The following is a 23,031-nucleotide window of genomic DNA, read 5'->3' as shown; positions in this document are numbered from 1 at the left end:
GTCAGCCCTTCTGAAGATCCGCGATCAGCTGGTTCAGATCGCCCTTACGGCGGTCCAGCATCGCGCCGATTTCCTTGCGCTCGGACTTCACGATCGAGATGCCTTCGACCTGCATATCAATGAACTTGCCATTCTTGGCCGCCACGATGAACACAACATCAAACGGTGCGTGTCCTTTCAGCGTGGTCTTGGTCAGAACCTCATAGCGGCTTTTCACCTGCGTCGTGCTGACGACATCAATGCGCCCGCCCTCGAACTCGCGGAAGCGGCTGCCATAGCGGCGGGCAATGTAGGCGCGGAACGCTTTGACGAATGCGCTTTTCTGCGACGCACTTGCCGACCGACCATCCGGCCCCAGCGCGGACAGCGCGATAAAGTTCACGTCAGCGTATTTTGCGAACACATCTTCAAATCGTTTGATCATCGTCGCCTCGGGCGCACCCGAGTTGATGATCGAGTTGATGTCACGCACGACTTTGCCAATCAGGCTTTCCGCCTGCGACGCCGAAATCGCGGCCAGTGCGCGGCCCGGCATAGCGGCCAATACGCTCAACCCGGCCAGCCCGCCCACAAAGGCGCGGCGTGTCATCGAGGTCTCGTTACCCATCATACGCATCATAAATATCCTCAAGCTCATCGTCTTCCACTTCAACGCCCAGCTCGTAACGGCGCGAGTCCAGATAGTAGAGTTGCATCAGCTCATAGCCGGTTTCGCTCTCATAAAACTCATCCACGGTGTCGCTGAACTGATAGCGATCACCAAACTTAGACAGAACCCAAGCCGCTTTTGGAAGGTGTTTTACATCGGTCGGCAAAGCCATGCTGAGCGGGTTCAACACGAAGTCCACCAAGATCCCGATACCATCACGCTCGGTCGATGGGCCAAAGAAGGGCAGAACAACATAGTCCCCTTCCGGCACACCCCAAACGTGCAGGGTTTCACCAAAATCACTGCTACGTTCTTCCAATCCAATATCGGTCGCTACGTCGAAGATGCCAAGCAGGCCTAACGTAGAGTTGAACACGAAGCGAACGGTGTTGTGGAGCGCATCTTCAATCTGGCCCTGCAACAGGTTGTTCGCCACCACGCCCGGCAAGGACGCGTTGTCTGAAAACGCCGAAACCGAATCGCGCACGGGTTGAGGCAACACAGTGCCGTAGGTGTTGGAGGCCGGCGACACCAGCACGCGATCCAACTTGATATTAGCACGGTGCGTCCACCGGTTCTGATCCTCGTGCGGATCAGCATAACCGGACGGTGCGGGCGCCGTTGCACAAGCACTTAGCCCCATAAGCGCCAGACCAGCCAACGCCACCACAATTTTCGAATTTCTTTTCTTCACGTGAACTATCGCTGAACTTGGTTTTTCTGCTTATCCGGGCAACACATAATAGATGCAGATCTATTGCACAGATGTTAAGGCTTCCGCAGCTATTGAATGTGACTATTTGGCGACAGGTGCAAGCAGATTCCCGCCGAACGCCACACGTGATCCGGGCTGCAGGCAGGCGATTTTGGGAATAAACAGGCCAATATGAAACAGAACCAACTGATTCAAGGACTGGAAGAGCTTCGATCTCAGCGCCGCAAACTGCGGGGCCTGATGTGGAGCGTTGCGCTATTCTCGGTCTTCGTAAACCTGCTGATGCTGACGGCGCCAATCTATATGCTGCAGCTTTACGACCGCGTGCTCGGCAGTCGGTCGGAGGCGACACTGATCGCCCTGACCCTATTGATGAGCTTCCTGTTTTTGATGATGGGTATTCTCGACTATGCCCGTGCGCGCATTCTGGCGCGTGCCGGGGCGCAATTTCAGGCCTCGCTTGACCATCGGGTATTTTCGGCCGTCCTGCGCCAACCCAGCAAGGATGGCGGCACCACGGCGGGCCTGAAGGACTTGGAGGCGGTGCAAAAACTGCTCTCAAGCCCGGTCATCACTGCGGCATTCGACATTCCGTGGACCCCGGTCTTCCTGCTCGCCATCAGCATCTTTCACCCGTGGCTGGGCATTTTGGCCATTGCGGGCGGGGCTGTGTTGATCGGCATCACGGTGCTGAACCAGATCATGACCAAGGGGCCGTTGACCAAGGCCACCGTCGCGACACACCGCGCGGATCAGATGGCCGAGCAGATGCGGGTAGAATCCGAAATGGTACGCGCCCTTGGCATGTCCAGCGGTGCCTACAAGCGCTGGCATCGGTCGCGCGAGGTGTCGCTGCATGAAAACCTGCGCGCCTCGGATCGGCTGGGTCAGTTCTCGGCCATGTCCAAGACCTTCCGCCAGTTCCTGCAATCGGCAATGCTGGGCCTTGGGGCCTATCTGGCGTTGCAGGGCGAGATATCGCCGGGCGCGATGATCGCGGGGTCGATCCTGTTGGGTCGCGCTCTGGCGCCTGTCGATATGGCGGTGAACCAGTGGCAACTGGTGCAACGCGCACGCGCGGGCTGGCAAGCGCTGGCCGAGCTTTTGGCCGAAACGCCCACTGAACAGGAACGCACTCGGCTGCCGCGCCCGAACGCAAAACTGCAAGTGGACAAGCTGACCGTCATTCCACAGGGGGCCAGCCGCGCGGTTCTGCGGCAGGTCACATTCGACCTAAACCCCGGCGAGGCTTTGGGCGTGATCGGCCCCTCCGGATCGGGCAAATCAACCCTCGCGCGCGTACTGACGGGCGTCATTGCGCCGGATGCCGGCACGGTGCGCTTGGGCGGTGCGTCGCTGGACAATTACGCGCCCGAGGCTTTGGGCCAGTATATCGGCTATCTGCCGCAGCGCGTGCAGATGTTCGAAGGCACGATCGCCGAAAATATCGCTGGGCTTGAGCTGCAACCAGACGCCACCGCCGTCGTGGCCGCGGCCCAGATGGCTGGCGCACACGAGCTGATCCTGTCGCTGCCCGATGGCTATGACACGCGCCTCGCACCGGGTGGCGCGCCCCTATCTGGCGGGCAGATGCAGCGCGTCGGGCTGGCCCGCGCGATCTATGGCGAACCGGTCATTCTGGTGCTGGACGAACCGAACTCGAACCTCGACAACGAAGGGACGCAAGCGTTGAACAACGCGATCCGTGCGGTGAAGGACCGAGGCGGTGCCGTGATGATCATGGCCCACCGTCCCGCCGCCATACGGGAATGCGAGCTGCTGCTGATCATCGACGACGGCGTCGCCCGCAGCTTTGGCCCGCGCGACGAGGTGCTGAACAAGCATGTTCAGAATGCGCAGCAAATCCAGACAGCGCAGACGAACGGGGGCACGCAATGACACAAGCACCCGACACCCCAAACTTCTCGGCCCGCCGCCCGTTGATCCTTGGCTTTATCGCCTTGCTGGTCCTGATCGGCGGCTTCGGCACGTGGTCTGTTGCCAGCAAACTGTCCGGCGCCGTGATTGCCGAGGGGCAGGTGCAGATCGAACAGAACCGCAAGGTCGTTCAGCACCCGGACGGGGGCGTCGTCACCCAGATCCTGATCAAGGAAGGTGACGCGGTGCAGGCGGGCGATGTGCTGGTGCGTCTGGACGCAGCGCAACTAGCTTCGCAGTTGACCATCATCGAAGGTCAGTACTTCGAGCTTCTGGCCCGCCAAGCCCGGTTCGAGGCCGAGCGGGACGGCACGGACATATTGGCATTTGACCCCGAACTGATCGACGTCGCCGCGAAAAATCCGGAAATCGACAGCCTCATGCAGGGGCAAATCCGTCTGTTTTCCTCGCGTATGGACGGGCTGTCGACGCAGCTTGAACAGCTCGACAAACGCAAGACTCAGATCTCGCGCCAACTGGACGGGCTGGACGCGCAAACCACTGCGCTGCGTGAGCAATTGGCCCTGATCCAAGAGGAACTGACCAGTCAGCAAGCCCTGCTGGACAAGGGCCTGTCGCAAGCCTCGCGCGTGTTAGGGCTGAAGCGCGAGGAAGCGGGCATATCCGGGCGGCTGGGCGAACTTTCGGCCGCGCGCGCCGAGGCCGAGCTGCGTATCACCGAGACCGAGCTGCAAAGCATTGGACTGCAAACCGACTTGCGCGAGCAGGCGATCTCGGAACTACGCGATTCCCGCGCCAACACCCGCGATTTGGCCGAACAGCGCCGTAACCTGCTGGAGCAACTGGACCGTTTGGAAATCCGCGCACCCGTCACCGGCGTAATCCACGGGTTGCAGGTCTTTGCGGAACGCGCGGTGATCCAACCGGCACAGCCGTTGCTGTATGTCGTTCCGCAAGACCGCAATCTGGTGATCAATGCGCGGGTGGAACCGCTGCATGTCGACCAGATCTATGTCGGCCAGACCGTGTACCTGCAGTTCCCAGCCTTCAACAGCCGCGAAACCCCGGACCTTTTGGGCCATGTCACGCGCATTTCGGCGGATTCCTTCGTGGATGACGTGACCGGGCAGGCCTTTTATCTGACCGAAATCCAGATGAATGACGGCGAAATCGACCGCCTGCCCCAAGGCGCGGTGCTGATCCCCGGCATGCCGGTCTCGGCCTTCATCCGCACCACGGATCGCAGCCCAATCCTGTATCTGGTCGAGCCGCTGTGGGACTATTTCAAGAAAGCCTTCCGCGAGTCCTGATCCCCGCGACGGGGAAAAGCACGCAGGCGTCGGTTTCCCCCTTCCCCTGATCCCGGACGCGGGCTAGCGTCCGAACAACGCCTGCCCGTCAGGCACGTCAAACGAAAGGATCGCCCGATGAGCGCTTTTGAAACCCGCCTTGCAGAACTGGGCGTCACCCTGCCCGACGCCCCTGCCCCTGCCGCCAACTATGTGCCCTACGTTCAGGTCGGAGACCTCGTGCATGTCTCGGGCCAGATCTCGATGAAGGACGGCGCGTTCCTGACTGGAAAGCTGGGTGACGACATGACCGCCGAAGACGGCGCCGAGGCCGCGCGCAGCTGCGCCATCGCCCTGCTGGCCCAAGTGAAAGCCGCCTGTGGTGGCGATCTGGACCGCCTGCAACGTGTCGTGAAATTGGTGGGCTTCGTGAACTCGACTGCTGATTTCGGCGACCAGCCGAAAGTGATCAACGGCGCCTCGGACTTTATGGTCGAAGCACTGGGCGATGCAGGTCGTCACGCCCGTTCCGCCGTCTCTGCCGCCAGCCTGCCCTTTGGCGTGGCCGTCGAAATCGAAGGCATCTTCCAGATCAAATGACGCGCAAACCCGTCCCGCTGCCACAAAGCTTCTTTGACCGGCCGATTGCCCACCGCGCCTTGCACGACCTGTCGGCAGGCCGGCCCGAGAACTCGCGCGCGGCCATTCGGGCCGCTGTGGACGCGGGCTATGGGATCGAGATTGATCTGCAAATGTCGAAAGACGGGCAGGCCATGGTCTTTCACGACTATGACCTGTCCCGCCTGACCGGCGACACCGGCCCGGTGCGCCAGCGCAGCGCGGTCGAGCTGGGCGGCATTGCGCTGACCGGCGGGGACGAGGGCATTCCAAGCTTCGCCGAGGTTTTGGAAATCGTCGCCGGCCGCGTGCCCCTGTTGGTCGAACTGAAAGACCAGCACGGCGCGATGGGACCGCATGAGGGCGTGATGGAGAAAGCCACGGCCGAGGCGCTGGAAGGCTACACCGGCGACGTCGCCGTCATGTCCTTCAACCCCCATTCGGTTGCCGAATTTGGCAAGCACAACGCCACTCTGCCCCTTGGCCTGACGACCGAGGCTTACACAGACGAAGATACCTCGCTTTTGCCCGCCGCCACGCGCGCGCACCTGCGCGACATCCCCGATTTTGACCGGGTCGGCGCAAGTTTCATCAGCCACGACGTGCGCGATCTGGACAATCCTGCGGTCACACGCCTGAAGGATCGCGGTGTGCCGGTATTGTGTTGGACCGTGCGATCACAAGAGGTCGAAGCCAAGGCCCGCAAGATCGCAGACAACGTGACGTTCGAAGGCTATCTGGCTTGACCCGTCCTGCCCTCTGCCCCTCAATAGGACCGTGAGCGAAACCCAAGTCGACATCCGCACCCACCAATCCCTCGACGCCATCCGCGCCGAGGATTGGGATGCCTGCGCCAGCCCCGAACGGGCCGCGGGCGGGCGGGCATTGGACCCATTCACCACCCACGCCTTTCTGTCAGCGCTGGAGCATTCGGGATCTGTCGGGGAAGGCACGGGTTGGCATCCGCAGCACCTGACGGTCCACGCGGGCGATCAGGTCATCGCGGTGATGCCGCTGTATGTGAAGACTCACAGCCAGGGCGAGTACGTGTTCGATCACGGCTGGGCGGATGCGTACGAGCGTGCCGGGGGAAGCTATTACCCAAAACTGCAATCCGCCGTCCCGTTCTCGCCCGTCACGGGCCGCCGGTTCCTGACCCGTCCCGGACACACACAGATCGGGCAAGCGGCCCTTGTACAGGGCATGGTGCAGATCGCCGCGGACAACCAGATCAGCTCGGCCCATGTGACCTTCTGCACGGGGGACGAGGCTGCGGCGGGTAAGGCGATGGGACTGCTGGCGCGCGAAGGGTTGCAGTACCATTGGCAGAATGACGGCTACGCCGATTTCGATGCGTTTTTGAGCGCGCTGAGTTCGCGCAAGCGCAAGCAGATCCGCAAGGAACGCCGCATTGCGCAAAGCTTTGGCGGACAGATCCTGTCGCTCACCGGCGACCAGATCCAACCACAACACTGGGATGCCTTCTGGCATTTCTATCAGGACACTGGCGCCCGCAAATGGGGCCGCCCCTACCTGACCCGCGCCTTCTTTGATCAGCTCCATGACACGATGGCAGACGATGTGCTGCTGGTGCTGGCCGAACGCGAGGGTCGCCCGGTCGCCGGTGCGCTGAACATAATCGGCCGCGACACGCTGTTCGGCCGCTATTGGGGCTGTGTCGAGGACCATCCGTTCCTGCATTTCGAGCTGTGCTATTATCAGGCCATCGACTATGCCATTCAGCACGGGTTGGACCGGGTCGAGGCCGGCGCGCAGGGCGAGCACAAACTGGCGCGCGGCTATCTGCCCGTCACCACCCATTCGCTGCACTGGATCAACGACCCGGGTTTTCGCGAGGCCGTCGACCAGTTTCTTCAGTCAGAGCGACGGGCCGTGGCGCAGGACATCGACATCCTGACCTCCTACGGCCCGTTCAAATCCGTGGACGTGTCGGAACACGACTAAAGGGCTTAGCCCTGAATGGCCTCGAGCATCGCCTCGCCCGCCGAGATACCGCACATGCCGGGGTTATCCTCGATATGCAGGATCTTCACCTCGCCATCCACCACATAGGCGCCATAGCGTTTCGAGCGGTTGACCAGACCCACATGCGGCGCGGTGAAATCCATGCCGACCGCCTTGGTGTACTCGGACAAGGCATCCGACAGGAACACCAGCCCGGCCTCGGCGGCGCCAGTTGCGTCTGCCCACGCGCTCATGACGAACGGATCGTTGGCGGCGATACAGATCACATCGTCCACCCCAGCCTCATCCAACGCGGGCTTGGTACGGATATAGCTGGGCACATGGGCGGTCGAGCAGGTGCCGGAAAACGCACTGGGCACCGCAAAGATCACCACGTTGCGCCCTGCCAGCAGGGACGACAGGCTGACAGATTCGGGACCTTCCGCGCCCATCCGCAGCAAATTTACATCAGGTAACGTGTCACCAACACTCAGGGTCATTCGCGCATTCCTTACTTATGATTCAGCAAATTGACTTTTGACATCTTTCGGCGCCATGTCATCCAACAATCTTGTGTAGAGCACGAATGCCAATCGTTGCCAAAGCAACTATTTTCGGCCTATCGTCCCCTGACAGAAACGCGGAGAAAACCATGAGCCATATCGTCGTGATCGGAGCCGGGCAGGCCGGAGCATCACTGGTCGCCAAACTGCGCAACGCGGGCTTCGACGGAGAGGTCACTTTGATCGGCGCGGAAAGCGCGCCGCCCTATCAACGTCCGCCCCTGTCCAAGGCCTATCTGCTGGGCGAGATGGAGTTGGAGCGGCTCTATTTGCGCCCCGAAAATTTCTATGCAGACCAGAACATCACCCTGCGGCTGGACACCCGCGTGGACGCAATTGATGCGGCGGCGAAAGAGGTTGTGATCGGGGATGAACGTATCTCCTATGACCAACTGGCCATCACCACCGGATCGACCCCGCGCTATCTACCTGCAGCGATTGGCGGCGATTTGGACGGTGTGCATGTAGTGCGCACCTTGGCCGATGTGGACGGCATGGCGCCCGAGTTCACCGAAGGCCGCAGCGTCTTGATCATCGGCGGCGGCTATATTGGGTTGGAGGCTGCAGCCGTGGCCGCCAAGAAGGGCTTGAAGGTCACGCTTGTCGAAATGGCCGACCGCATTCTGCAACGTGTCGCCGCGCCCGAGACCTCGGACTATTTCCGCGCGCTGCACGGCGGGCACGGCGTCGACATTCGCGAGGGCGTAGGACTGGACCGTCTGACCGGCGAGGACCGCGTAACGGGCGCCACCCTGTCGGACGGCACCAAACTGGACATTGATTTCGCCATCGTCGGTGTGGGTATCGCCCCCGATAGCGCGCTGGCCGAAAGCGCGGGGCTTGATCTGGACAACGGCATCAAGACCGATGCGCAGGGCCGCACTTCAGATGCGTCGATCTGGGCGGCGGGCGATTGCGCGTCCTTCCCCTATCGCGGCGAGCGGATCCGTCTGGAAAGCGTCCCCAACGCCATTGATCAGGCCGAGATCGTCGCCCGCAACATGCTGGGCGAAGGCGTCGACTATGTCGCCAAGCCGTGGTTCTGGTCGGATCAGTATGACGTGAAGCTGCAAATCGCGGGGCTGAATACGGGCTATGACAACATCGTCACCCGCCCCGGCGACAAGGATGGCAGCGTCAGCTTCTGGTACTATCAGGGCGACACGCTTCTGGCCGTGGACGCAATGAACGACCCGCGCGCCTATATGGTCGGCAAACGGCTGGTCGAAGGCGGCAAATCGCCCGACAAAGTCGCCGTGGCCGATCCGGGGACCGAGTTGAAAGCCCTTCTGGCATGAGGATCATCGCAGGCCGTTTTCGCGGGCTTGCGCTGGCGAGTGTCGGCAAGGGGGACGCGGGCGCACATTTGCGCCCCACCACCGACCGCGTCCGCGAAAGCCTGTTTTCCATGCTGACCGGCGGACGCTTTGGCGACCCGATCGAGGACGCCCGCGTGCTGGACCTGTTTGCGGGCACCGGCGCGCTGGGGCTTGAGGCGCTGTCGCGCGGGGCGACCCATGTCACCTTGGTGGATGACGGACGCAAAGCGCTGTCGCTGATCCGCGAGAACATCCAGAAATGCCGCTGCGCGGACGAGGTAACGATCCTGAAACGCGACGCTACCCGCCTGCCCGAAGGCACACCCCATGACCTGATCTTTCTGGACCCGCCCTACGGCAAAGGGCTGGGGGAAAAGGCGCTGGCGGCGGCAATCAAATCCGGTTGGGTTGCCGACGGCGCACTGATCGTGTGGGAGGACAACATGCCGGTTATCCCGCCCGCAGGCGTTACCCAGCTGGACAGCCGCCGCTATGGCGACACGGTGATCACGATCTGCGAGTACGCGGAAACGTAGCAGGCACCACGATTTCAAAGAAGATTCTGTGACTAGGGGGAAACCTCAGAAAGTTTCCCCTAAGTCAACTTTGCGTTCACCCCCAGGTCGGGTGGAACTTCCCGGCAGGCGACAGGGTGAAGATCTCGCACCCATCCGCCGTCACGCCGACCGAGTGTTCGAACTGCGCCGACAGCGACTTGTCGCGCGTGATCGCGGTCCAGTCATCGGACAGGATCTTGGTTTCCGGGCGGCCCAGATTGATCATCGGCTCGATGGTGAAGAACATGCCTTCTTCCAACACAGCACCGGTGCCCGGGCGGCCATAATGCAGCACGTTAGGCGGGGCGTGAAACACGCGGCCCAGACCGTGGCCACAGAAATCGCGGACGACGGACATGCGCTGTGCCTCGGCATATTTCTGGATGGCGTGACCGATGTCGCCGAAGGTGTTGCCCGGCTTGACGGCGGCGATGCCCTCCATCAGCGCGTCATGGGTCACTTGGATCAGGCGATCCGCGAAGGACTTGATCTTGCCCACTTTGTACATGCGGCTGGTGTCGCCATACCAGCCATCGACGATCACAGTGACGTCGATGTTCAGGATGTCGCCCTCGACCAGCTCGTCATGTTTGCGGCCGGTCTTGTCATTCTTCATCTTCGGCGTTTTCGAGCCGGGAATGCCGTGACAGACCACATGGTTCAGCGAAATACACGACGCGTGCTTGTAGCCCTTATAGCCAATGGTGGCCGACACGGCACCCGCTTCGTCGACCATCGCTTCGATCGCAGCATCCAGTTCGGCGGTAGTCACACCGGGGGCGATCATCGGGGCCACGCGGTCCAAAATCTCGGCCGCCAGCTTGCCTGCCGCATGCATCCCCGCGAAATCCGCCGGGTCATAGAGGCGAATGCCTTCCTTGGTTACGCGCATCTTGTCGTCCATGGTGGTTTCCTTCTTCTGCCCCCTAGATAGGGCCTTCAGGCCAAAGACGCCAGAGGGGCTGCGACATCGACCCCAGACGGCGAAATTGAGGTGCCTAAAACGATCACCTCGACCCCCGCCGCGCGGGCGGCATCAAAAGCCTGCCCATAGGCGGGATCAATGTCCCGCGCTAAATCGAACCGGTCGCAATCGGTGCGCTGCACCAGATATAGCATCACGGCACGGTGGCCCTCGCCCACCATCTTCGCCAATTCGCCCAGATGCTTAGTGCCACGGGCGGTGACGCTGTCGGGAAATTCGGCCAGACCGGGTTGGCGGGAGAGGGTGACGGATTTGACTTCGACATAGGTCAGGCCATCCCCTTCCAGCAGGAAATCAATGCGGCTCTTCTCGCCGTATTTCACCTCGGCCCGGACGGTGTCGTAGTCGCCCAACCCCGGCACGGCACGTGCCTCAAGCGCGGCCTTCAGCGCGCGGTTTGGAACCGAGGTATCGACGCCCGTAAAATGCCCGTCCGCATGTTCGACCAAGCGCCAGCCAAATTTCAGCTTTTTCTTGGGATCGTCGTTAGGCTCCAGCCAGATTTTCGCCCCCGGCTCGGCCAGACCCATCATGGAACCGGGATTGGCGCAATGCGCCGTGACTTCGCGACCATCTGTCAGCAGGCAGTCGGCCAGAAAGCGTTTATAACGACGTACAAGCGTAGCGGGTATAAGAGGGCTGGGAAATTCCATATCTCGGGCCTATACCGGAAACAGGAAAGGAACAAGCGATGCCCAACCCCTCTGCCGCAATGCTGGTAATCGGAGACGAGATTCTATCGGGCCGGACACGGGATGCGAATATGCATCACCTTGCAGGCCGCCTGACCGAACACGGCATTGACCTGAAAGAGGTCCGCGTGGTGTCCGACGATGCCGATGCCATCGTGACCGCCGTGAAAGCCCTGTCCGCAGGCTATGACCATGTGTTCACGTCCGGCGGGATCGGTCCGACGCATGACGATATCACCGCCGACTGCATCGCTCGTGCCTTTGACGACCACATCGACATTCGCGACGACGCCCGTGATCTGTTGGCCGCCTATTACGCCGAGAACGGCCGCGAGTTTAACGCAGCCCGCCAGCGCATGGCGCGCATCCCGGATCGGGCCACCCTGATCGACAACCCTGTCTCAATCGCACCCGGATTTACGCTGGAAAACGTGCATGTCATGGCAGGCGTCCCATCCGTCTTCAACGCCATGGTCGAAAGCGTCCTGCCCAGCCTGACCGGCGGCGCGCCCTTGGTGTCGCGCACCGTGCGGATCGACCGGGGGGAAGGCGATATTGCGGGTCCGTTGGGGCAGCTTGTGCAGAACTATGCTACGCTCAGCTTTGGATCCTACCCGTTCATCGAAAACGGCGCGTTCGGCGTCAACATTGTTATTCGCGGCACAGATGCGGCCCTGATAAGTGACGCCGCCCGTTCGCTTCAAGACCAGTTCAAGGAGGCCACATGACAACGCCCCATCTTCCTTCCCCCGAACAACTGATCGAGGTCTGTGAAGCCACCTGGCCCCCCGCCGCCACGCAGCGTGTTGGCGCATGGGTGGTGCGTGACGGCGCAGGCGGTGGCAAGCGTGTGTCCGCCGCGACCGAGAACTGGCCGACCACCGAAGCCGACCTGCCCGCCGCTGAAAAAGCGATGCGCGACATGGGCATGGATCCGCTGTTCCAAATCCGCGCAGGTGACGAGCATCTGGACGAGATGCTGGCGCAACACGGGTACGAGATCGTGGATCCGGTCAACATCTGGGTCATTCCCGTGGCCGAACTGACCCGCGACCCGCTGCCGCCCGTCTCGGCCTTTGCGATCTGGCCGATGTTGTCGATCATGACCGAGCTGTGGGAAGCTGGCGGCATCCACGAACACCGCCGCGCCGTGATGGAGCGCGCGGATTGCCCCAAGACAGCCCTTCTGGCGCGCACCGATGACACACCCGCGGGTGTTGGCTTTGTGGGCATCCATGACGGCATTGCGATGGCGCACGCCCTGCATGTGGATCCCAAGATGCGCCGGATGGGCACTGGTCAGAATCTGCTGAAACAGGCCGCCAAGTGGGCCGAGGATCAGGGCGCCAAGTTCCTGTCGCTGATCGTGACCCAAGGCAACCACGCTGCAAATCCGCTGTATGCAAATCTTGGCATGCATCTGGTTGGGCACTACCATTACCGTGTGAAACGCTAAGAAGGATACAGCATGGCGCGCAAAACAAACGGTGTCACCGCCCTTGACCTGCCGATGGTCGACCCCCTGCCCGAAGACATTCAGAAGTATTTCGACATCTGTGATGAGAAACTGGGGCTGATCCCGAACGTGCTGCAGGCCTACGCCTTCGACATGGCCAAGCTGCGCCCCTTCATGGACATGTATAACGAGGTGATGCTGGACGACAGCGGGCTGTCCAAGCTGGAACGCGAGATGATCGCGGTCGTCGTCAGCTCGATCAATCGGTGCTGGTATTGTCAGGTTGCCCACGGCGCCGCCGTGCGTCAGCTGTCGGGCAATCCAATGCTGGGCGAGGCGATGGTGATGAACTGGCGCATGGCCGATCTGGATGCGCGCCAAACCGCGATGCTGACCTTCGCGGAAAAGATCACCAAAGCCTCCTCGGAAACCTCGGAAGCCGATCGTCAGGCGCTGCGTGATGTTGGGTTCTCAGATCGGGATATCTGGGACATTGCGGCGACGGTCGGGTTCTTCTCGATGTCCAACCGCATGGCCTCGGCCGTTGGGATGAAGCCAAACGACGAATACCACGCCCAAAGCCGATGATCTTACCCCGCCGCCTGCTTGCCCTTGCCTGTGTGGTCGCCACGCTGCCCTTCTCGGCGGCGGCGCTGGACCTGCCCGCCGGGGCCAGGCTTCAGGCCGAGGTCTCGGAAAACGGTCAGGCCGAGATCGCCACAAGCCGTTTCGACGGCGCGGCGGTTCCGGCCATCACCGCGACTGGCCATGTGAACAGGCAGGCGTGGCGCGTCCCCGGCCAAAACGCGCGCAGCTATCAGATTTTGACCGCGCTGCGCGAGCAGTTACTTCAGGACGGCTATAACTTCCTCTATCAATGTCAGGCTGTGTCCTGTGGCGGGTTCGATTTCCGGTTTCAGGTAGGGCATTTTCAGTCCCCCGACATGTTCGTTGATCTGGCGGATTATCACTTCCTGAGCGCCCGCAAGGATGACAGCTTTGCGCAAATTCTGGTCAGCCACAGCGCGCAGGACGCGTTTTTCGAGCTCACCTTTGTGACGCCCTCGAAAGACAGCGTGCCTGTGCTGACGACGACAGAGGCGGCGCCGATTGCTGCGCCCCAGCCCAGCGACCCGCTGGATGTTCAGCTGTCGACCCTTGGGCATGTGGTCTTGTCCGGCCTGTCCTTCGCCACCGGATCAGCTCAGCTGGCCGAAGGCGACGTGCCCGCACTGTCCGATCTGGCCGCGTATCTTAGCGCAGACCCAGCCCGACGGGTGGTTCTGGTCGGGCATACGGATGCCGAGGGCAGTCTTGAGGGCAATGTCGCTCTGTCCCGCAAACGTGCGACGTCGGTAATGGAGCGTCTGATCACAGGCTATGGTGTAGACGCGGGCCAAGTGTCTGCTGACGGCGTTGGCTATCTGTCCCCCTTGGCCGGGAATGCCACAGCCGAAGGGCGCGAGCTGAACCGTCGCGTGGAAGCGGTTCTGCTGAACACCAACTAACCCGAACAAAAAAGCGGCGGGACCAGCCCGCCGCAGATGCTCTTCGCTTTTACTGCTCTGCCTTTACCAGATGTCTGGCCCTTTGTTTGCAAAGGCTTGCACCAGAAAATCAATGAAGGCCCGCACTTTGGGCTGCGTGAACCGTCCCGGAGGATACACCGCGTAAATCCCCTGAATGTCGGCGGGCAAATCCGGAATGGCCTCTTCCACCAAGCCCTGCTCTAACGCGTCGGCGTAGAGGAAGCTGGGCAGATAGGCGATGCCCAGACCCGAGATCGCCGCGTTCAACAGCGACTGCCCGTCATTCACGCTGAGCCAGCCAGCAGAACGCACCTGCCGGAGCTCGCCGGACGGAGCGGGGATCTTCCACACATTGCCCGAGCTTTGGCTGGAATAGTGTAGAAGCTTGTGATTGTTCAGATCATCAATGCGCTGCGGGCGTCCGTAGCGCTCGAAATAGGCGGGGCTGCCGACCATCTTGCGCGTGGTTTCGGCGATCTTGCGCGCGCGCAACGAGCTATCTTCAAGCTCGCCCACACGGATGGCCATGTCGAACCCTTCCGAGATCAGCTCGACATAGCGGTTTGCCAATTCCATGTTCACGGTGACGTCTGGAAAATCCTTCAGGAACTCACCCAGAACTGGGCTCAGGTGGTTAACGCCGAAATCTGTCGCGACCGAGATCCGCAGCATCCCAGCCGGGGCTGATTGCATAGACGTGACCAAGGCATCTGCTTCGCCCGCGTCATTCAACACGCGCCGCGCGCGGTCGTAATAGGCAAGTCCAATCTCGGTCGGGCTGACGCGCCGTGTCGTGCGGTTCAGAAGCCGCGCCCCCAAACGCGCCTCAAGACTGGACACATGCTTTGATACGGCAGACTTCGAGATCCCCATCTTCTTGGCGGCATCGGTGAATCCCCCTTGATCCACGACAGTTGCGAATGCCTCCATTTCGGTCAATCGATCCATCACTCACTCTCTAAAAAAATTCTCGCAGCCATATTTGTATCGCCACAAATTGGGGCAAGACTGTGAAGACCTGCCGACATTACAGGGGTAATTCGGTTTATGTTCACGATCTGGAAACGAGATAATTTGACAGATCCCAAGCGCTTCACAACTTCAAGCTGCAAGAGGTCGCCGCCCCCTTCGTGAGAACTGCAAAACCTCAACTAAGGAACAGCGAACTGAACGCGTGTTCACCCTAACGCAGGGTAAATACAACCTCTGCGATTGTAATCCAAAGGGGCAGACTGAGGGCGGACAGCAAGGTTGTTTGTGCAATCAATGTGGCCACAAGACGGCGATCTGCGCCAAATGCGGACGCAAGCACGTGTGCGGCGGACGCGGTAGGCAGCGCCGCAAACACCACGAGGACCGAGGCCACACCCGGCGACAGCCCCAGGATAACGCCACAAGCCAGTGCGAAGGCGGGCAGCGCCAACAGCTTGATGCCCGAGATCGCCGCGCTGAACCGGTTCAACCGCGCCAAGGCCTTCCACTCCATCGTGGCCCCGATGGACAACAGCGCGATCGGAATGGCGGCTTTTGCCAGCAGATCCAGCGGTGCCATGATCGGTTGCGGGATTTGGATTTTCAGAAGCCCGACGCACAGGCCGGACAGACTGGCCAGCAGGAAAGGATTCAGCGCGATCTTCAGAAGGGTCTGTTTCAGCCCCATCGCGCCGCCACGGGACAAAGCACTGACTGCAAACAGATTTGCGACGGGCACGCCCATGCCAACGGCCACGGCCATCTCGCCCAGACCGCCTTGCTGCAACAACCCTACAGCCACCAGACCCAGCGCGGTGTTGAAGCGCCACGTGACCTGCCAAGCACCCGCGAAATCCAGAAAACGGTCCGGCCCGATGCCGCGCGTCAGCCAGCCCAGCGCCAGCCCCATGCCCAGAATGGCCCAGACCACCGGGGCCATGGTGATGACCTGTGCAATCTCGATTGGGCGGCTGGCGGCGGCGACGAACAAAAGAGCGGGGAATAGGATCTCAAAATTCAGGCGATCCAGCCCCTGCCACGCGTTATCCGACAGACGCCCACGCACCAGCCCGCCCAGCACAATCAAAAGGAAGCTGGGCAGAAGTCCCAAGAAGATCGACAGGAATAGCATAGGGCCCTCATTCAGGCCCCAGCTGTTAGAGCGAGGCCGCCAATCGCGATCCTTGGTCGATGGCGCGCTTGGCGTCAAGCTCGGCAGCGACATCTGCGCCGCCAATGATGTGCGCGGTAATGCCTTTCTCGGCCAGCTGATCGAAAACTGTGCGCTCAGGCACTTGGCCTGCGCAGAGGATGATGTTGTCGGCCTCGATCACGCGCGGGTTCTCGCGCGCCTCGCCCGAGCTGACCATCAGCCCTTCGTCCGAGATGCGTTCGTAGTTCACGCCGCCCTGCATTTCGACGCCCTTCATCTTCAGCGTCGCGCGGTGAATCCAGCCAGTGGTCTTACCCAGCCCCTTGCCCAGCGCCTGCGCCTTGCGCTGCAGCAGCACGACCTGACGCGCGGGGGCTTCCGGTTTCGGACCCTCAGGGGCCAAGCCACCCCGCGCCGCGCCCGGATCGGTGACGCCCCATTCAGACAGCCATTCCTCTAGGTTCTCGGTCGGGCTGTCGCCCGCCTGTGTCAGGAATTCAGCGACATCAAAGCCGATGCCGCCCGCGCCGATGATGGCCACCTTGTCCCCCACGGGCGCCTCGTGGCGCAGCACGTCGATGTAAGACAGCACATTCGCGCCGTCCTGCCCATCGATCTGCGGATCACGGGGCGAGACACCGGTGGCGATCACCACCTCGTCAAAGCCAACCAAATCGTCAGCCGACACCTCGCGCCCCAATTGCAGATCAATGTCCGAGGCACGGACCATCCGGTCATACCAGTCAACCAGCCCAATGAACTCTTCCTTGCCGGGGATCTTCTTGGCCATGTTCAGCTGCCCGCCCACCTGATCGGCGCGGTCAAACAGCGTAACCTTGTGGCCGCGCTCATCCGCGACCAGCGCGGTCGCCAGCCCCGCGGGCCCAGCGCCCACAATGGCGATGGATTTCGGCGTGTCGGTCAGATCATAGCTCAGCTCGGTCTCGTAACAGGCGCGCGGGTTCACCAGGCAGGTCGAGATCTTACCGCCGAAGGTGTGGTCCAAACAGGCTTGGTTACAAGCGATACAGGGCGCGATCTCATCGGCGCGATCCTCGGCGGCTTTGACCACGAAATCCGGGTCCGCCAAGAACGGGCGCGCCATCGACACCATATCGGCCGCGCCGCCTGCCAGAACCTCTTCCCCCACGTCGGGTGTGTTGATCCGGTTTGAGGTGATGACCGGGATCGACACCTGCCCCATCAGCTTTTTCGTGACCCATGTAAACGCTGCACGCGGCACCGAGGTCGCAATGGTCGGGATGCGTGCCTCGTGCCAGCCGATGCCAGTGTTGATGATGGTCGCACCCGCGGCTTCGATTTCCTTGGCCAGCTGGATCACCTCGTCAAAGCTGGAGCCGTTCGGAACAAGGTCGATCATCGACAGGCGGTAGATCACGATGAACTCCGGCCCAACGGCGGCACGCACGGCCTTCACGACCTCAATCGGCAGACGCATACGATTTTCATAGGACCCGCCCCAGCGGTCCTCGCGTTTGTTGGTATGGGTCACAAGGAACTGGTTCAGGAAATAGCCTTCGGAGCCCATAACCTCGACCCCATCATACCCGGCCTCCTTGGCGCGGGCGGCGGCGGTGGCGAAATCGTCGATCTGTTTCTGGATGCCGTCCTCGTCCAGCTCTTTCGGCGGGAAGGGCGAGATCGGGGACTTCACCGGGCTGGCCGATACGCAGTTCGGCCCATAGGCATAGCGCCCAGCATGCAGGATCTGCATCGCGATCTTGCCGCCTTCCGCATGAACCCGATCCGTAACCGTCTTGTGGTTGGCAATGTCTTCGTCCGAGAACAATCCCGCCGCGCCGGGGAACACGCCACCTTCGTCATTCGGAGACATCCCGCCCGTCACGATCAGCGCCGCGCCGCCACGGGCACGGGTCGCATAGAACTCGGCCACGCGGTTCCAGTCGCCGCGCTCTTCCAGTCCGGTGTGCATCGAGCCCATCAGCACGCGGTTTTTCAACGTGGTGAAACCAAGATCGAGCGGGGCAAGAAGATGTGGGTAGCGGGTCATAGCGGTCCTCGGGCTGCCTGTTTCTCGAGATATTGACGTGCACGTAAAGCGCTGTCACCTGAAACGCTGCGTAATCTAGTTGCCCTAGGTTTCAATCAGGGATGCCAGTTCCTCGATCTGCTCGGACGAAAACACCTGCACCCCGGCCTGCGTCAACGCCGCCGTCACAACGCCCATCCCGGCACGTCGCTCCCCATCATGATGGCCACTGTAGATTACACGTGACCCGCAGGACGGGCTGGCCTCGGTCAGCAAAGCATATTGGCATCCGTGTTTTCGCGCATGGTCCACGGCAATCTTAGCGCCCTGAAGAAATGCATCCGTCACGTCGCCGCCATGCAGGTCCAAAATACGCCCCTGCCCCGACAGGACCGACGCACCATCATGGCCCGGTTCGATCTCGGCTGGCAGGCGCGGGACGGACAGACCACCCAAAAGCTCGGGACAAATCGGATGCAACCACCCTTTCTGCGCCCAACGGCTTAACCGCGCATCTGTCAGCGTTTTCGCCGCCCCGTCATAGCGCACTTTCTGCCCCAGCAGACACGCACTGACGAGGATCGCGGTCATCCTTCGTCGCCGTCCTGACAATGCCGACGGAAGGCGCGTTTCAGCATGTCGAGCTCGGATCGCAGCAAATCCATCTCGGCCCGGATGTCTGCCTGAAGCGGCTCGCCGGTGACAATCACGAAGCTGTCCAGCGTCTGCCCGGTGGCCTTGTCCTGAATGACGAAGGTCTGAATACCGTCAGCCAAAAGCGCGGCCGGGATCGGCACGCGCACGCTGAACTGACCGGACTGGCCGTCCAGCGCGGTGACCTCGACCCCCGGCACCTCTTGCGCCTGATGCATCACCTGAAGCGCGGGCGCGGCATCGACGGGCGCGGTCAGGACACCTTCCCAGATGCCGGCGTGAATGCGGGCTTTTTCAAGCGTCATGTTGGCCATGAGTGCTCCTTCTTGGCGATGCCCTTAGATCTCGGCACGGGGGTAACGGTACAGCGTCAGATCGCGCAGCGTGATTTGGTTCATAGCGGGATCACCAAACACCAGATCGACCCACATTTTCTGCACCCGCTTTTCGTTCATGTTGGAATAGGCGAGGTCGAATTCGAAGTTTGTCTCACCTTCGCCAAGGGTCTGCTTATTGGGCAGTTGTTCGTGGTTCGGGCCATGCTGAATGTTCAGACGTGCAAAGACGTCGATGGGGCGTTCGGCCTCGGCGGATACGGCCAGGCGCACGATATGATTACGGTGCAGACCGTCGGTTGCGCCTTCGGGCAGCTCGACCGCGAAGGACAAGAACGAGCCTTCGAAGCCAAAGACCTCAAGCGCGACGCCAAACGGCGCAAGGTCCGCTTCGCGCGTGTTGCGCACTTGGCGGACGGCAACCTCGGCCAGAGGACAGTCGTGGAACAGCTTCACCTCGTCCCCGAATTGCGTCGCGTTGCGCACAGACGCTACGCCGGATGGTTCGAGCGGGCCCCGCCATGCCTCGGGCCGGTGTGCCCAATCGGAATGGAGTGGCTTTTGAAACGTGTTGGACCCAAGGGCTGGCAGCGCCAAGCGGCTGTCAGCGGTGTAGAGCACCTGATCCAACTGCTGACGCAACTGCCGCGCCCGCACGCGTGCCTGCCGCAGTGTGGGCTTGTCGATCGCCCCAGCATCGCCCGCCGCACGCGTCCAACGGCGCAGGGCCCGACGGTCGGTCAAGCGATCCGAAAGCGAGGTAATCCAGCTTTGCATATCTGTGTGTCTGCCCGTTCTGGTGGTGATCAGGTGTCAGGATGGCTGCACTTAATCAGATAATCGTTAATTTCGCAATTTACGAAAAGTTGACGCCGCGCCACCATTGGCAGCGCGGTTTCAGGGGTTGGCCTTTTCGATCGCCGCGATGAATTTATTCAACTGCGTCAGACCATTGCGCGGGCTTAGCGGATGCTCTGTGAACCCGGTGACGCTGGCGACGACAAGTTTGTCACCAACCGGCAGGAACGCACGCCAGGTCGTGTCTGACAAGGATTCAGGACGATTGCCCGAACTGTCACGCGTTAGCACTTTCACCACGCCCGACGCGGTCTTTAGGTCCAAGACAGTCACGGTATCGGCATCGCCGGACCGGCTGAGCGCCGCGCGGCCAGCGGTGCTTTCCAGAAAACGCCGCGCCTGCGCCATCTGCGCGTCAGCATCACCCTTTGCAGTCACCGCACCTGCGGGCTGGGCCGAGACACTGGCCACCAGAAAGGCTGGTGTCTTAGGGCTAGGATCGGCGGCATTGCGCGTCAGGGCCGCACAGGCGCCAAGCGGGACAAATGCCCCCGACGCCTGATCCCGCAGCGAACTGACATCAACGCAATATCCCTTGGGCGCGGCGATGGTCACAGCCCCGGACATGACCGTCCGCTTCCGAACCAAATCGCGCGATGCGGACGGTGCTTGTTTCGAAAACAAAGGGCTATTGCGTACATCATCGGACGCTGCCCCACCGAAGCAGCCGGCAAGCAACGCCGTCAGAACAACCCCCGCCGCCCAACGCATCTGCTGCCTCCGAACTCGGCTTTTTCCGTTACTTAACACTCGGACACCCATTCCCGCCTCGACCCTGATCGGATAGCAAGCCTACCCCGCCAGACGCAAGTCACGGAAAACCTGATTGTCCTTTTTGGCGATCCACGACACATTTGTCAGGACGATCCAGTTGATGTGTACAGGAGCCGCCCCGTGACCCCCGTCCCCCAGTCTTACTTCTGGTCCCCTGCGCAGCACTCCTGCCAAATCTGGCGCTCGATCCTTGGGTTCATCCTGATTCATGTGGTCTTTTTCACAGCCACCTTCGCGATCTTCATGGGCGGCGCGTGGCTGATCGATACAGACCCTGCCATCATCTTTGGCGGTGGTTCGGCCACACATTCTGGCATCTTCTTTCTGACCTTCCTTGGCTATCACCTTGGCCTGTGGCTGGTCGTGCGTTTCCTGCACAAGCGCAGCTTCTTAACGCTGCTTGGCCCTCAGAGACGCGTCCTGTGGAGACAGTTCCGCATCGGCCTCTTGATTGCTCTGGGGATCAGCTTCGCTGCCGGTCTGCTGCAAATGTTCGAACCGCTGTTCATTGCCGCCCAAGATCAAACCCAGCTTGAGCGCAACCTGCCCACGGACGAATGGATGCTGGTTCTTGTTCCAGCCCTGATTCTGATCTTCATCCAGGCCTTTGCCGAGGAACTGGTCTTTCGCGGATACATGCTCCAACAACTTCGCGCCCGGTTTCAGTCGGTCTGGATCTGGGCGGTCCTGCCCTCGGTCGCCTTCGGCCTGATGCACGGAGACTATGCCACTTGGGGCATCAACGCGGTGTTTTACGTCATCCACACCAGCGTCGTGGGCATAGTCCTTAGCTTTGTGACCATCCGCACCGGCAATATCGGCGCGGCTGCAGGGCTGCACTTCGGCAACAACATGGCGATGGTGCTGGTGGGCAATGCGGGAAGTTTGGATGGTTTTTCCCTTTTCGTGGCCGAAGTTGATCTGAAAGGTTGGACCACGACGGCCGCAATGATTCTGCAAACCGTGCTGGTTCTGGTCGCATTTGTGATCTGGTTGAAGCTCACGCAGCGGCAAGCCCCAATTGCAAATGCCTCCAAGGCAGACTAACTAAGGCCAAACGCAAAAAGGAAGTCTGGCGATGAACTGGATCTCGAACTACGTCCGCCCCCGCATCAACTCGCTTTTCTCGCGCCGCGAGGTGCCGGAAAATCTGTGGACCAAATGTGGTGAATGCGGAACCATGCTGTTCCACCGTGAATTTGCCGAGAACCAGAATGTCTGCACGAGCTGCGATCACCACATGGCGATCACCCCGCGCGACCGCTTTACGCATCTGTTCGACGGCGGCATCTTCACCGAGGTAGACGTCCCCGCCCCGATCGACGATCCGCTGCAATTCAAAGACCAGAAGAAATACCCCGAGCGTATGAAGTCCGCCCGTAAAGGCACCGGCGAACGCGAAGCAATGCTGGTGGCCGAGGGCGAAATTGGCCGCACGCCGATCGTCGCTGCCGCGCAGGATTTCAGCTTCATGGGCGGCTCGATGGGCATGTATGTCGGCAACGCGATCATCGCCGCTGCCGAACGCGCTGTGGCTCTGAAACGCCCCTTGGTTCTGTTTTCCGCTGCCGGTGGCGCCCGGATGCAGGAAGGCATCCTGTCGTTGATGCAAATGCCGCGCACCACGGTTGCCGTGCAGATGTTGAAAGAAGCAAACCTGCCTTACATCGTCGTCCTGACCCACCCGACCACGGGCGGCGTGACGGCGTCCTACGCGATGCTTGGCGACGTGCATATCGCCGAACCCAACGCTCTGATCTGCTTTGCTGGCCCGCGCGTCATCGAACAGACCATCCGCGAAAAACTGCCCGAGGGTTTCCAGCGCGCTGAATACCTGCTGGATCACGGCATGCTGGATCGCGTGACACACCGCAAGGACATGAAGGACGAGCTGGTGACGATCCTGCGCATGCTGACCGGCCAGCCGCCTGCGGTGAAAGGCGATCTTCCTGCCCCGGCGCAGGAAGAGACCACAGACGAGGCCGCGCCCGCCCCAAAGGCCGACGCAGACAAGGCCGACAAAGCGTGAGCGCCCAAG

General features: G+C 61.2%; 25 protein-coding genes. 13 read left to right on the top strand and 12 right to left on the bottom strand.

Features of this window, described 5'->3' with window-relative positions; genetic code table 11:
* Nucleotide 1: 1 nt before the first annotated feature.
* Complete coding sequence (locus EOL43_RS12310; protein WP_240686550.1) at nucleotides 2-616, bottom strand: MlaC/ttg2D family ABC transporter substrate-binding protein; 615 nt, start codon at nucleotides 614-616, stop codon at nucleotides 2-4.
* Entirely contained in the window at nucleotides 600-1,343 is a 744-nt protein-coding gene (locus EOL43_RS12305; RefSeq protein WP_133489022.1) for an MlaA family lipoprotein, read from the bottom strand. The genes EOL43_RS12310 and EOL43_RS12305 overlap by 17 nt, the downstream gene beginning before the upstream one ends.
* Nucleotides 1,344-1,535: 192 nt before the next feature.
* Here EOL43_RS12305 and EOL43_RS12300 point away from each other — a divergent pair, with 192 nt between their 5' ends.
* From EOL43_RS12300 to EOL43_RS12280, 5 genes are all read left to right on the top strand, one after another.
* On the top strand, nucleotides 1,536-3,263 hold the full coding sequence (locus EOL43_RS12300; protein WP_133489020.1) for a type I secretion system permease/ATPase: 1,728 nt from the start codon (nucleotides 1,536-1,538) through the stop codon (nucleotides 3,261-3,263).
* Nucleotides 3,260-4,573, top strand: coding sequence for an HlyD family type I secretion periplasmic adaptor subunit (locus EOL43_RS12295; RefSeq protein WP_133489018.1), 1,314 nt, complete (start codon nucleotides 3,260-3,262; stop codon nucleotides 4,571-4,573). The genes EOL43_RS12300 and EOL43_RS12295 overlap by 4 nt, the downstream gene beginning before the upstream one ends.
* Nucleotides 4,574-4,690: 117 nt before the next feature.
* On the top strand, nucleotides 4,691-5,152 hold the full coding sequence (locus EOL43_RS12290) for a RidA family protein (protein WP_133489016.1): 462 nt from the start codon (nucleotides 4,691-4,693) through the stop codon (nucleotides 5,150-5,152).
* Nucleotides 5,149-5,916, top strand: coding sequence for a glycerophosphodiester phosphodiesterase family protein (locus tag EOL43_RS12285; RefSeq protein WP_133489014.1), 768 nt, complete (start codon nucleotides 5,149-5,151; stop codon nucleotides 5,914-5,916). The genes EOL43_RS12290 and EOL43_RS12285 overlap by 4 nt, the downstream gene beginning before the upstream one ends.
* 31 nt (nucleotides 5,917-5,947) lie before the next feature.
* Complete coding sequence (locus EOL43_RS12280) at nucleotides 5,948-7,135, top strand: GNAT family N-acetyltransferase (protein WP_133489012.1); 1,188 nt, start codon at nucleotides 5,948-5,950, stop codon at nucleotides 7,133-7,135.
* 5 nt (nucleotides 7,136-7,140) lie between these two features.
* Here EOL43_RS12280 and EOL43_RS12275 read toward each other — a convergent pair whose 3' ends face one another.
* The gene (locus EOL43_RS12275) at nucleotides 7,141-7,635 is read right to left on the bottom strand and encodes a peroxiredoxin (RefSeq protein ID WP_133489010.1); all 495 of its coding nucleotides are present in this window, start codon (nucleotides 7,633-7,635) and stop codon (nucleotides 7,141-7,143) included.
* A gap of 152 nt (nucleotides 7,636-7,787) precedes the next feature.
* Here EOL43_RS12275 and EOL43_RS12270 point away from each other — a divergent pair, with 152 nt between their 5' ends.
* Both EOL43_RS12270 and rsmD read left to right on the top strand, forming a co-directional pair.
* Complete coding sequence (locus tag EOL43_RS12270) at nucleotides 7,788-8,996, top strand: NAD(P)/FAD-dependent oxidoreductase (protein ID WP_133489008.1); 1,209 nt, start codon at nucleotides 7,788-7,790, stop codon at nucleotides 8,994-8,996.
* Complete coding sequence (rsmD, locus tag EOL43_RS12265; RefSeq protein WP_133489006.1) at nucleotides 8,993-9,553, top strand: 16S rRNA (guanine(966)-N(2))-methyltransferase RsmD; 561 nt, start codon at nucleotides 8,993-8,995, stop codon at nucleotides 9,551-9,553. The genes EOL43_RS12270 and rsmD overlap by 4 nt, the downstream gene beginning before the upstream one ends.
* Nucleotides 9,554-9,629: 76 nt before the next feature.
* Here rsmD and map read toward each other — a convergent pair whose 3' ends face one another.
* Both map and sfsA read right to left on the bottom strand, forming a co-directional pair.
* Complete coding sequence (map, locus tag EOL43_RS12260) at nucleotides 9,630-10,478, bottom strand: type I methionyl aminopeptidase (protein ID WP_133489003.1); 849 nt, start codon at nucleotides 10,476-10,478, stop codon at nucleotides 9,630-9,632.
* A gap of 35 nt (nucleotides 10,479-10,513) precedes the next feature.
* Complete coding sequence (sfsA, locus tag EOL43_RS12255) at nucleotides 10,514-11,212, bottom strand: DNA/RNA nuclease SfsA (protein ID WP_133489001.1); 699 nt, start codon at nucleotides 11,210-11,212, stop codon at nucleotides 10,514-10,516.
* A 38-nt stretch (nucleotides 11,213-11,250) separates the two neighbouring features.
* On the opposite strand from sfsA, the gene EOL43_RS12250 reads away from it, so the two are divergent.
* The 4 genes from EOL43_RS12250 to EOL43_RS12235 are packed head-to-tail and all read left to right on the top strand — an operon-like array spanning nucleotide 11,251 to nucleotide 14,215.
* Entirely contained in the window at nucleotides 11,251-11,979 is a 729-nt protein-coding gene (locus EOL43_RS12250; RefSeq protein WP_133488999.1) for a competence/damage-inducible protein A, read from the top strand.
* Nucleotides 11,976-12,707: a GNAT family N-acetyltransferase gene (locus EOL43_RS12245; RefSeq protein WP_133488997.1), complete on the top strand. Its 732-nt coding sequence runs from the start codon at nucleotides 11,976-11,978 to the stop codon at nucleotides 12,705-12,707. The genes EOL43_RS12250 and EOL43_RS12245 overlap by 4 nt, the downstream gene beginning before the upstream one ends.
* Before the next feature lie 12 nt (nucleotides 12,708-12,719).
* On the top strand, nucleotides 12,720-13,295 hold the full coding sequence (locus EOL43_RS12240; RefSeq protein ID WP_133488995.1) for a peroxidase-related enzyme: 576 nt from the start codon (nucleotides 12,720-12,722) through the stop codon (nucleotides 13,293-13,295).
* Nucleotides 13,292-14,215 (top strand): OmpA family protein, encoded by a 924-nt coding sequence (locus EOL43_RS12235; protein ID WP_133488993.1) that lies wholly within the window; start codon nucleotides 13,292-13,294, stop codon nucleotides 14,213-14,215. The genes EOL43_RS12240 and EOL43_RS12235 overlap by 4 nt, the downstream gene beginning before the upstream one ends.
* A gap of 63 nt (nucleotides 14,216-14,278) precedes the next feature.
* Here the strand turns inward: EOL43_RS12235 and EOL43_RS12230 are convergent, their stop codons facing one another.
* The 7 genes from EOL43_RS12230 to EOL43_RS12200 form a co-directional block, all read right to left on the bottom strand.
* On the bottom strand, nucleotides 14,279-15,184 hold the full coding sequence (locus tag EOL43_RS12230; RefSeq protein ID WP_133488991.1) for a LysR family transcriptional regulator: 906 nt from the start codon (nucleotides 15,182-15,184) through the stop codon (nucleotides 14,279-14,281).
* Between the two features lie 235 nt (nucleotides 15,185-15,419).
* A complete protein-coding gene (locus tag EOL43_RS12225) occupies nucleotides 15,420-16,340 on the bottom strand; it encodes an AEC family transporter (RefSeq protein ID WP_133488989.1) in 921 nt (306 codons plus the stop codon).
* Between the two features lie 25 nt (nucleotides 16,341-16,365).
* On the bottom strand, nucleotides 16,366-18,393 hold the full coding sequence (locus EOL43_RS12220) for an NADPH-dependent 2,4-dienoyl-CoA reductase (RefSeq protein ID WP_133488987.1): 2,028 nt from the start codon (nucleotides 18,391-18,393) through the stop codon (nucleotides 16,366-16,368).
* Between the two features lie 84 nt (nucleotides 18,394-18,477).
* Entirely contained in the window at nucleotides 18,478-18,963 is a 486-nt protein-coding gene (locus tag EOL43_RS12215; RefSeq protein WP_133488985.1) for a 2-thiouracil desulfurase family protein, read from the bottom strand.
* Nucleotides 18,960-19,340 (bottom strand): hypothetical protein, encoded by a 381-nt coding sequence (locus EOL43_RS12210; RefSeq protein ID WP_133488983.1) that lies wholly within the window; start codon nucleotides 19,338-19,340, stop codon nucleotides 18,960-18,962. Before EOL43_RS12210 ends, EOL43_RS12215 begins: the two co-directional genes overlap by 4 nt.
* A gap of 24 nt (nucleotides 19,341-19,364) precedes the next feature.
* The gene (locus tag EOL43_RS12205) at nucleotides 19,365-20,138 is read right to left on the bottom strand and encodes a DUF6478 family protein (protein ID WP_205669551.1); all 774 of its coding nucleotides are present in this window, start codon (nucleotides 20,136-20,138) and stop codon (nucleotides 19,365-19,367) included.
* A gap of 120 nt (nucleotides 20,139-20,258) precedes the next feature.
* Complete coding sequence (locus tag EOL43_RS12200) at nucleotides 20,259-20,786, bottom strand: hypothetical protein (RefSeq protein ID WP_133488981.1); 528 nt, start codon at nucleotides 20,784-20,786, stop codon at nucleotides 20,259-20,261.
* A gap of 327 nt (nucleotides 20,787-21,113) precedes the next feature.
* Here EOL43_RS12200 and EOL43_RS12195 point away from each other — a divergent pair, with 327 nt between their 5' ends.
* Both EOL43_RS12195 and accD read left to right on the top strand, forming a co-directional pair.
* Nucleotides 21,114-22,040: a CPBP family intramembrane glutamic endopeptidase gene (locus tag EOL43_RS12195; RefSeq protein WP_133488979.1), complete on the top strand. Its 927-nt coding sequence runs from the start codon at nucleotides 21,114-21,116 to the stop codon at nucleotides 22,038-22,040.
* Between the two features lie 31 nt (nucleotides 22,041-22,071).
* A complete protein-coding gene (gene accD, locus EOL43_RS12190; RefSeq protein WP_133488977.1) occupies nucleotides 22,072-23,022 on the top strand; it encodes an acetyl-CoA carboxylase, carboxyltransferase subunit beta in 951 nt (316 codons plus the stop codon).
* Nucleotides 23,023-23,031: the final 9 nt, after the last annotated feature.

This window comes from Aliiroseovarius marinus (assembly GCF_004360145.1).
In the GTDB taxonomy this organism is placed as follows: Bacteria; Pseudomonadota; Alphaproteobacteria; order Rhodobacterales; family Rhodobacteraceae; genus Aliiroseovarius; species Aliiroseovarius marinus.
The sequence above is the reverse complement of the archived record's forward strand: the minus strand, read 5'-3'. Positions and strand labels throughout refer to the sequence as shown.

What these genes read in the sequence shown, in the direction of transcription:
- EOL43_RS12310 (WP_240686550.1), bottom strand. Translation starts at nt 616, where the DNA reads ATGCGTATGATGGGTAACGAGACCTCGATGACACGCCGCGCCTTTGTG.
- EOL43_RS12300 (WP_133489020.1), top strand. Translation starts at nt 1,536, where the DNA reads ATGAAACAGAACCAACTGATTCAAGGACTGGAAGAGCTTCGATCTCAG.
- EOL43_RS12295 (WP_133489018.1), top strand. Translation starts at nt 3,260, where the DNA reads ATGACACAAGCACCCGACACCCCAAACTTCTCGGCCCGCCGCCCGTTG.
- EOL43_RS12290 (WP_133489016.1), top strand. Translation starts at nt 4,691, where the DNA reads ATGAGCGCTTTTGAAACCCGCCTTGCAGAACTGGGCGTCACCCTGCCC.
- EOL43_RS12285 (WP_133489014.1), top strand. Translation starts at nt 5,149, where the DNA reads ATGACGCGCAAACCCGTCCCGCTGCCACAAAGCTTCTTTGACCGGCCG.
- EOL43_RS12275 (WP_133489010.1), bottom strand. Translation starts at nt 7,635, where the DNA reads ATGACCCTGAGTGTTGGTGACACGTTACCTGATGTAAATTTGCTGCGG.
- EOL43_RS12270 (WP_133489008.1), top strand. Translation starts at nt 7,788, where the DNA reads ATGAGCCATATCGTCGTGATCGGAGCCGGGCAGGCCGGAGCATCACTG.
- rsmD (WP_133489006.1), top strand. Translation starts at nt 8,993, where the DNA reads ATGAGGATCATCGCAGGCCGTTTTCGCGGGCTTGCGCTGGCGAGTGTC.
- map (WP_133489003.1), bottom strand. Translation starts at nt 10,478, where the DNA reads ATGGACGACAAGATGCGCGTAACCAAGGAAGGCATTCGCCTCTATGAC.
- sfsA (WP_133489001.1), bottom strand. Translation starts at nt 11,212, where the DNA reads ATGGAATTTCCCAGCCCTCTTATACCCGCTACGCTTGTACGTCGTTAT.
- EOL43_RS12250 (WP_133488999.1), top strand. Translation starts at nt 11,251, where the DNA reads ATGCCCAACCCCTCTGCCGCAATGCTGGTAATCGGAGACGAGATTCTA.
- EOL43_RS12245 (WP_133488997.1), top strand. Translation starts at nt 11,976, where the DNA reads ATGACAACGCCCCATCTTCCTTCCCCCGAACAACTGATCGAGGTCTGT.
- EOL43_RS12240 (WP_133488995.1), top strand. Translation starts at nt 12,720, where the DNA reads ATGGCGCGCAAAACAAACGGTGTCACCGCCCTTGACCTGCCGATGGTC.
- EOL43_RS12235 (WP_133488993.1), top strand. Translation starts at nt 13,292, where the DNA reads ATGATCTTACCCCGCCGCCTGCTTGCCCTTGCCTGTGTGGTCGCCACG.
- EOL43_RS12230 (WP_133488991.1), bottom strand. Translation starts at nt 15,184, where the DNA reads ATGGATCGATTGACCGAAATGGAGGCATTCGCAACTGTCGTGGATCAA.
- EOL43_RS12225 (WP_133488989.1), bottom strand. Translation starts at nt 16,340, where the DNA reads ATGCTATTCCTGTCGATCTTCTTGGGACTTCTGCCCAGCTTCCTTTTG.
- EOL43_RS12220 (WP_133488987.1), bottom strand. Translation starts at nt 18,393, where the DNA reads ATGACCCGCTACCCACATCTTCTTGCCCCGCTCGATCTTGGTTTCACC.
- EOL43_RS12215 (WP_133488985.1), bottom strand. Translation starts at nt 18,963, where the DNA reads ATGACCGCGATCCTCGTCAGTGCGTGTCTGCTGGGGCAGAAAGTGCGC.
- EOL43_RS12210 (WP_133488983.1), bottom strand. Translation starts at nt 19,340, where the DNA reads ATGGCCAACATGACGCTTGAAAAAGCCCGCATTCACGCCGGCATCTGG.
- EOL43_RS12205 (WP_205669551.1), bottom strand. Translation starts at nt 20,138, where the DNA reads ATGCAAAGCTGGATTACCTCGCTTTCGGATCGCTTGACCGACCGTCGG.
- EOL43_RS12200 (WP_133488981.1), bottom strand. Translation starts at nt 20,786, where the DNA reads ATGTCCGGGGCTGTGACCATCGCCGCGCCCAAGGGATATTGCGTTGAT.
- accD (WP_133488977.1), top strand. Translation starts at nt 22,072, where the DNA reads ATGAACTGGATCTCGAACTACGTCCGCCCCCGCATCAACTCGCTTTTC.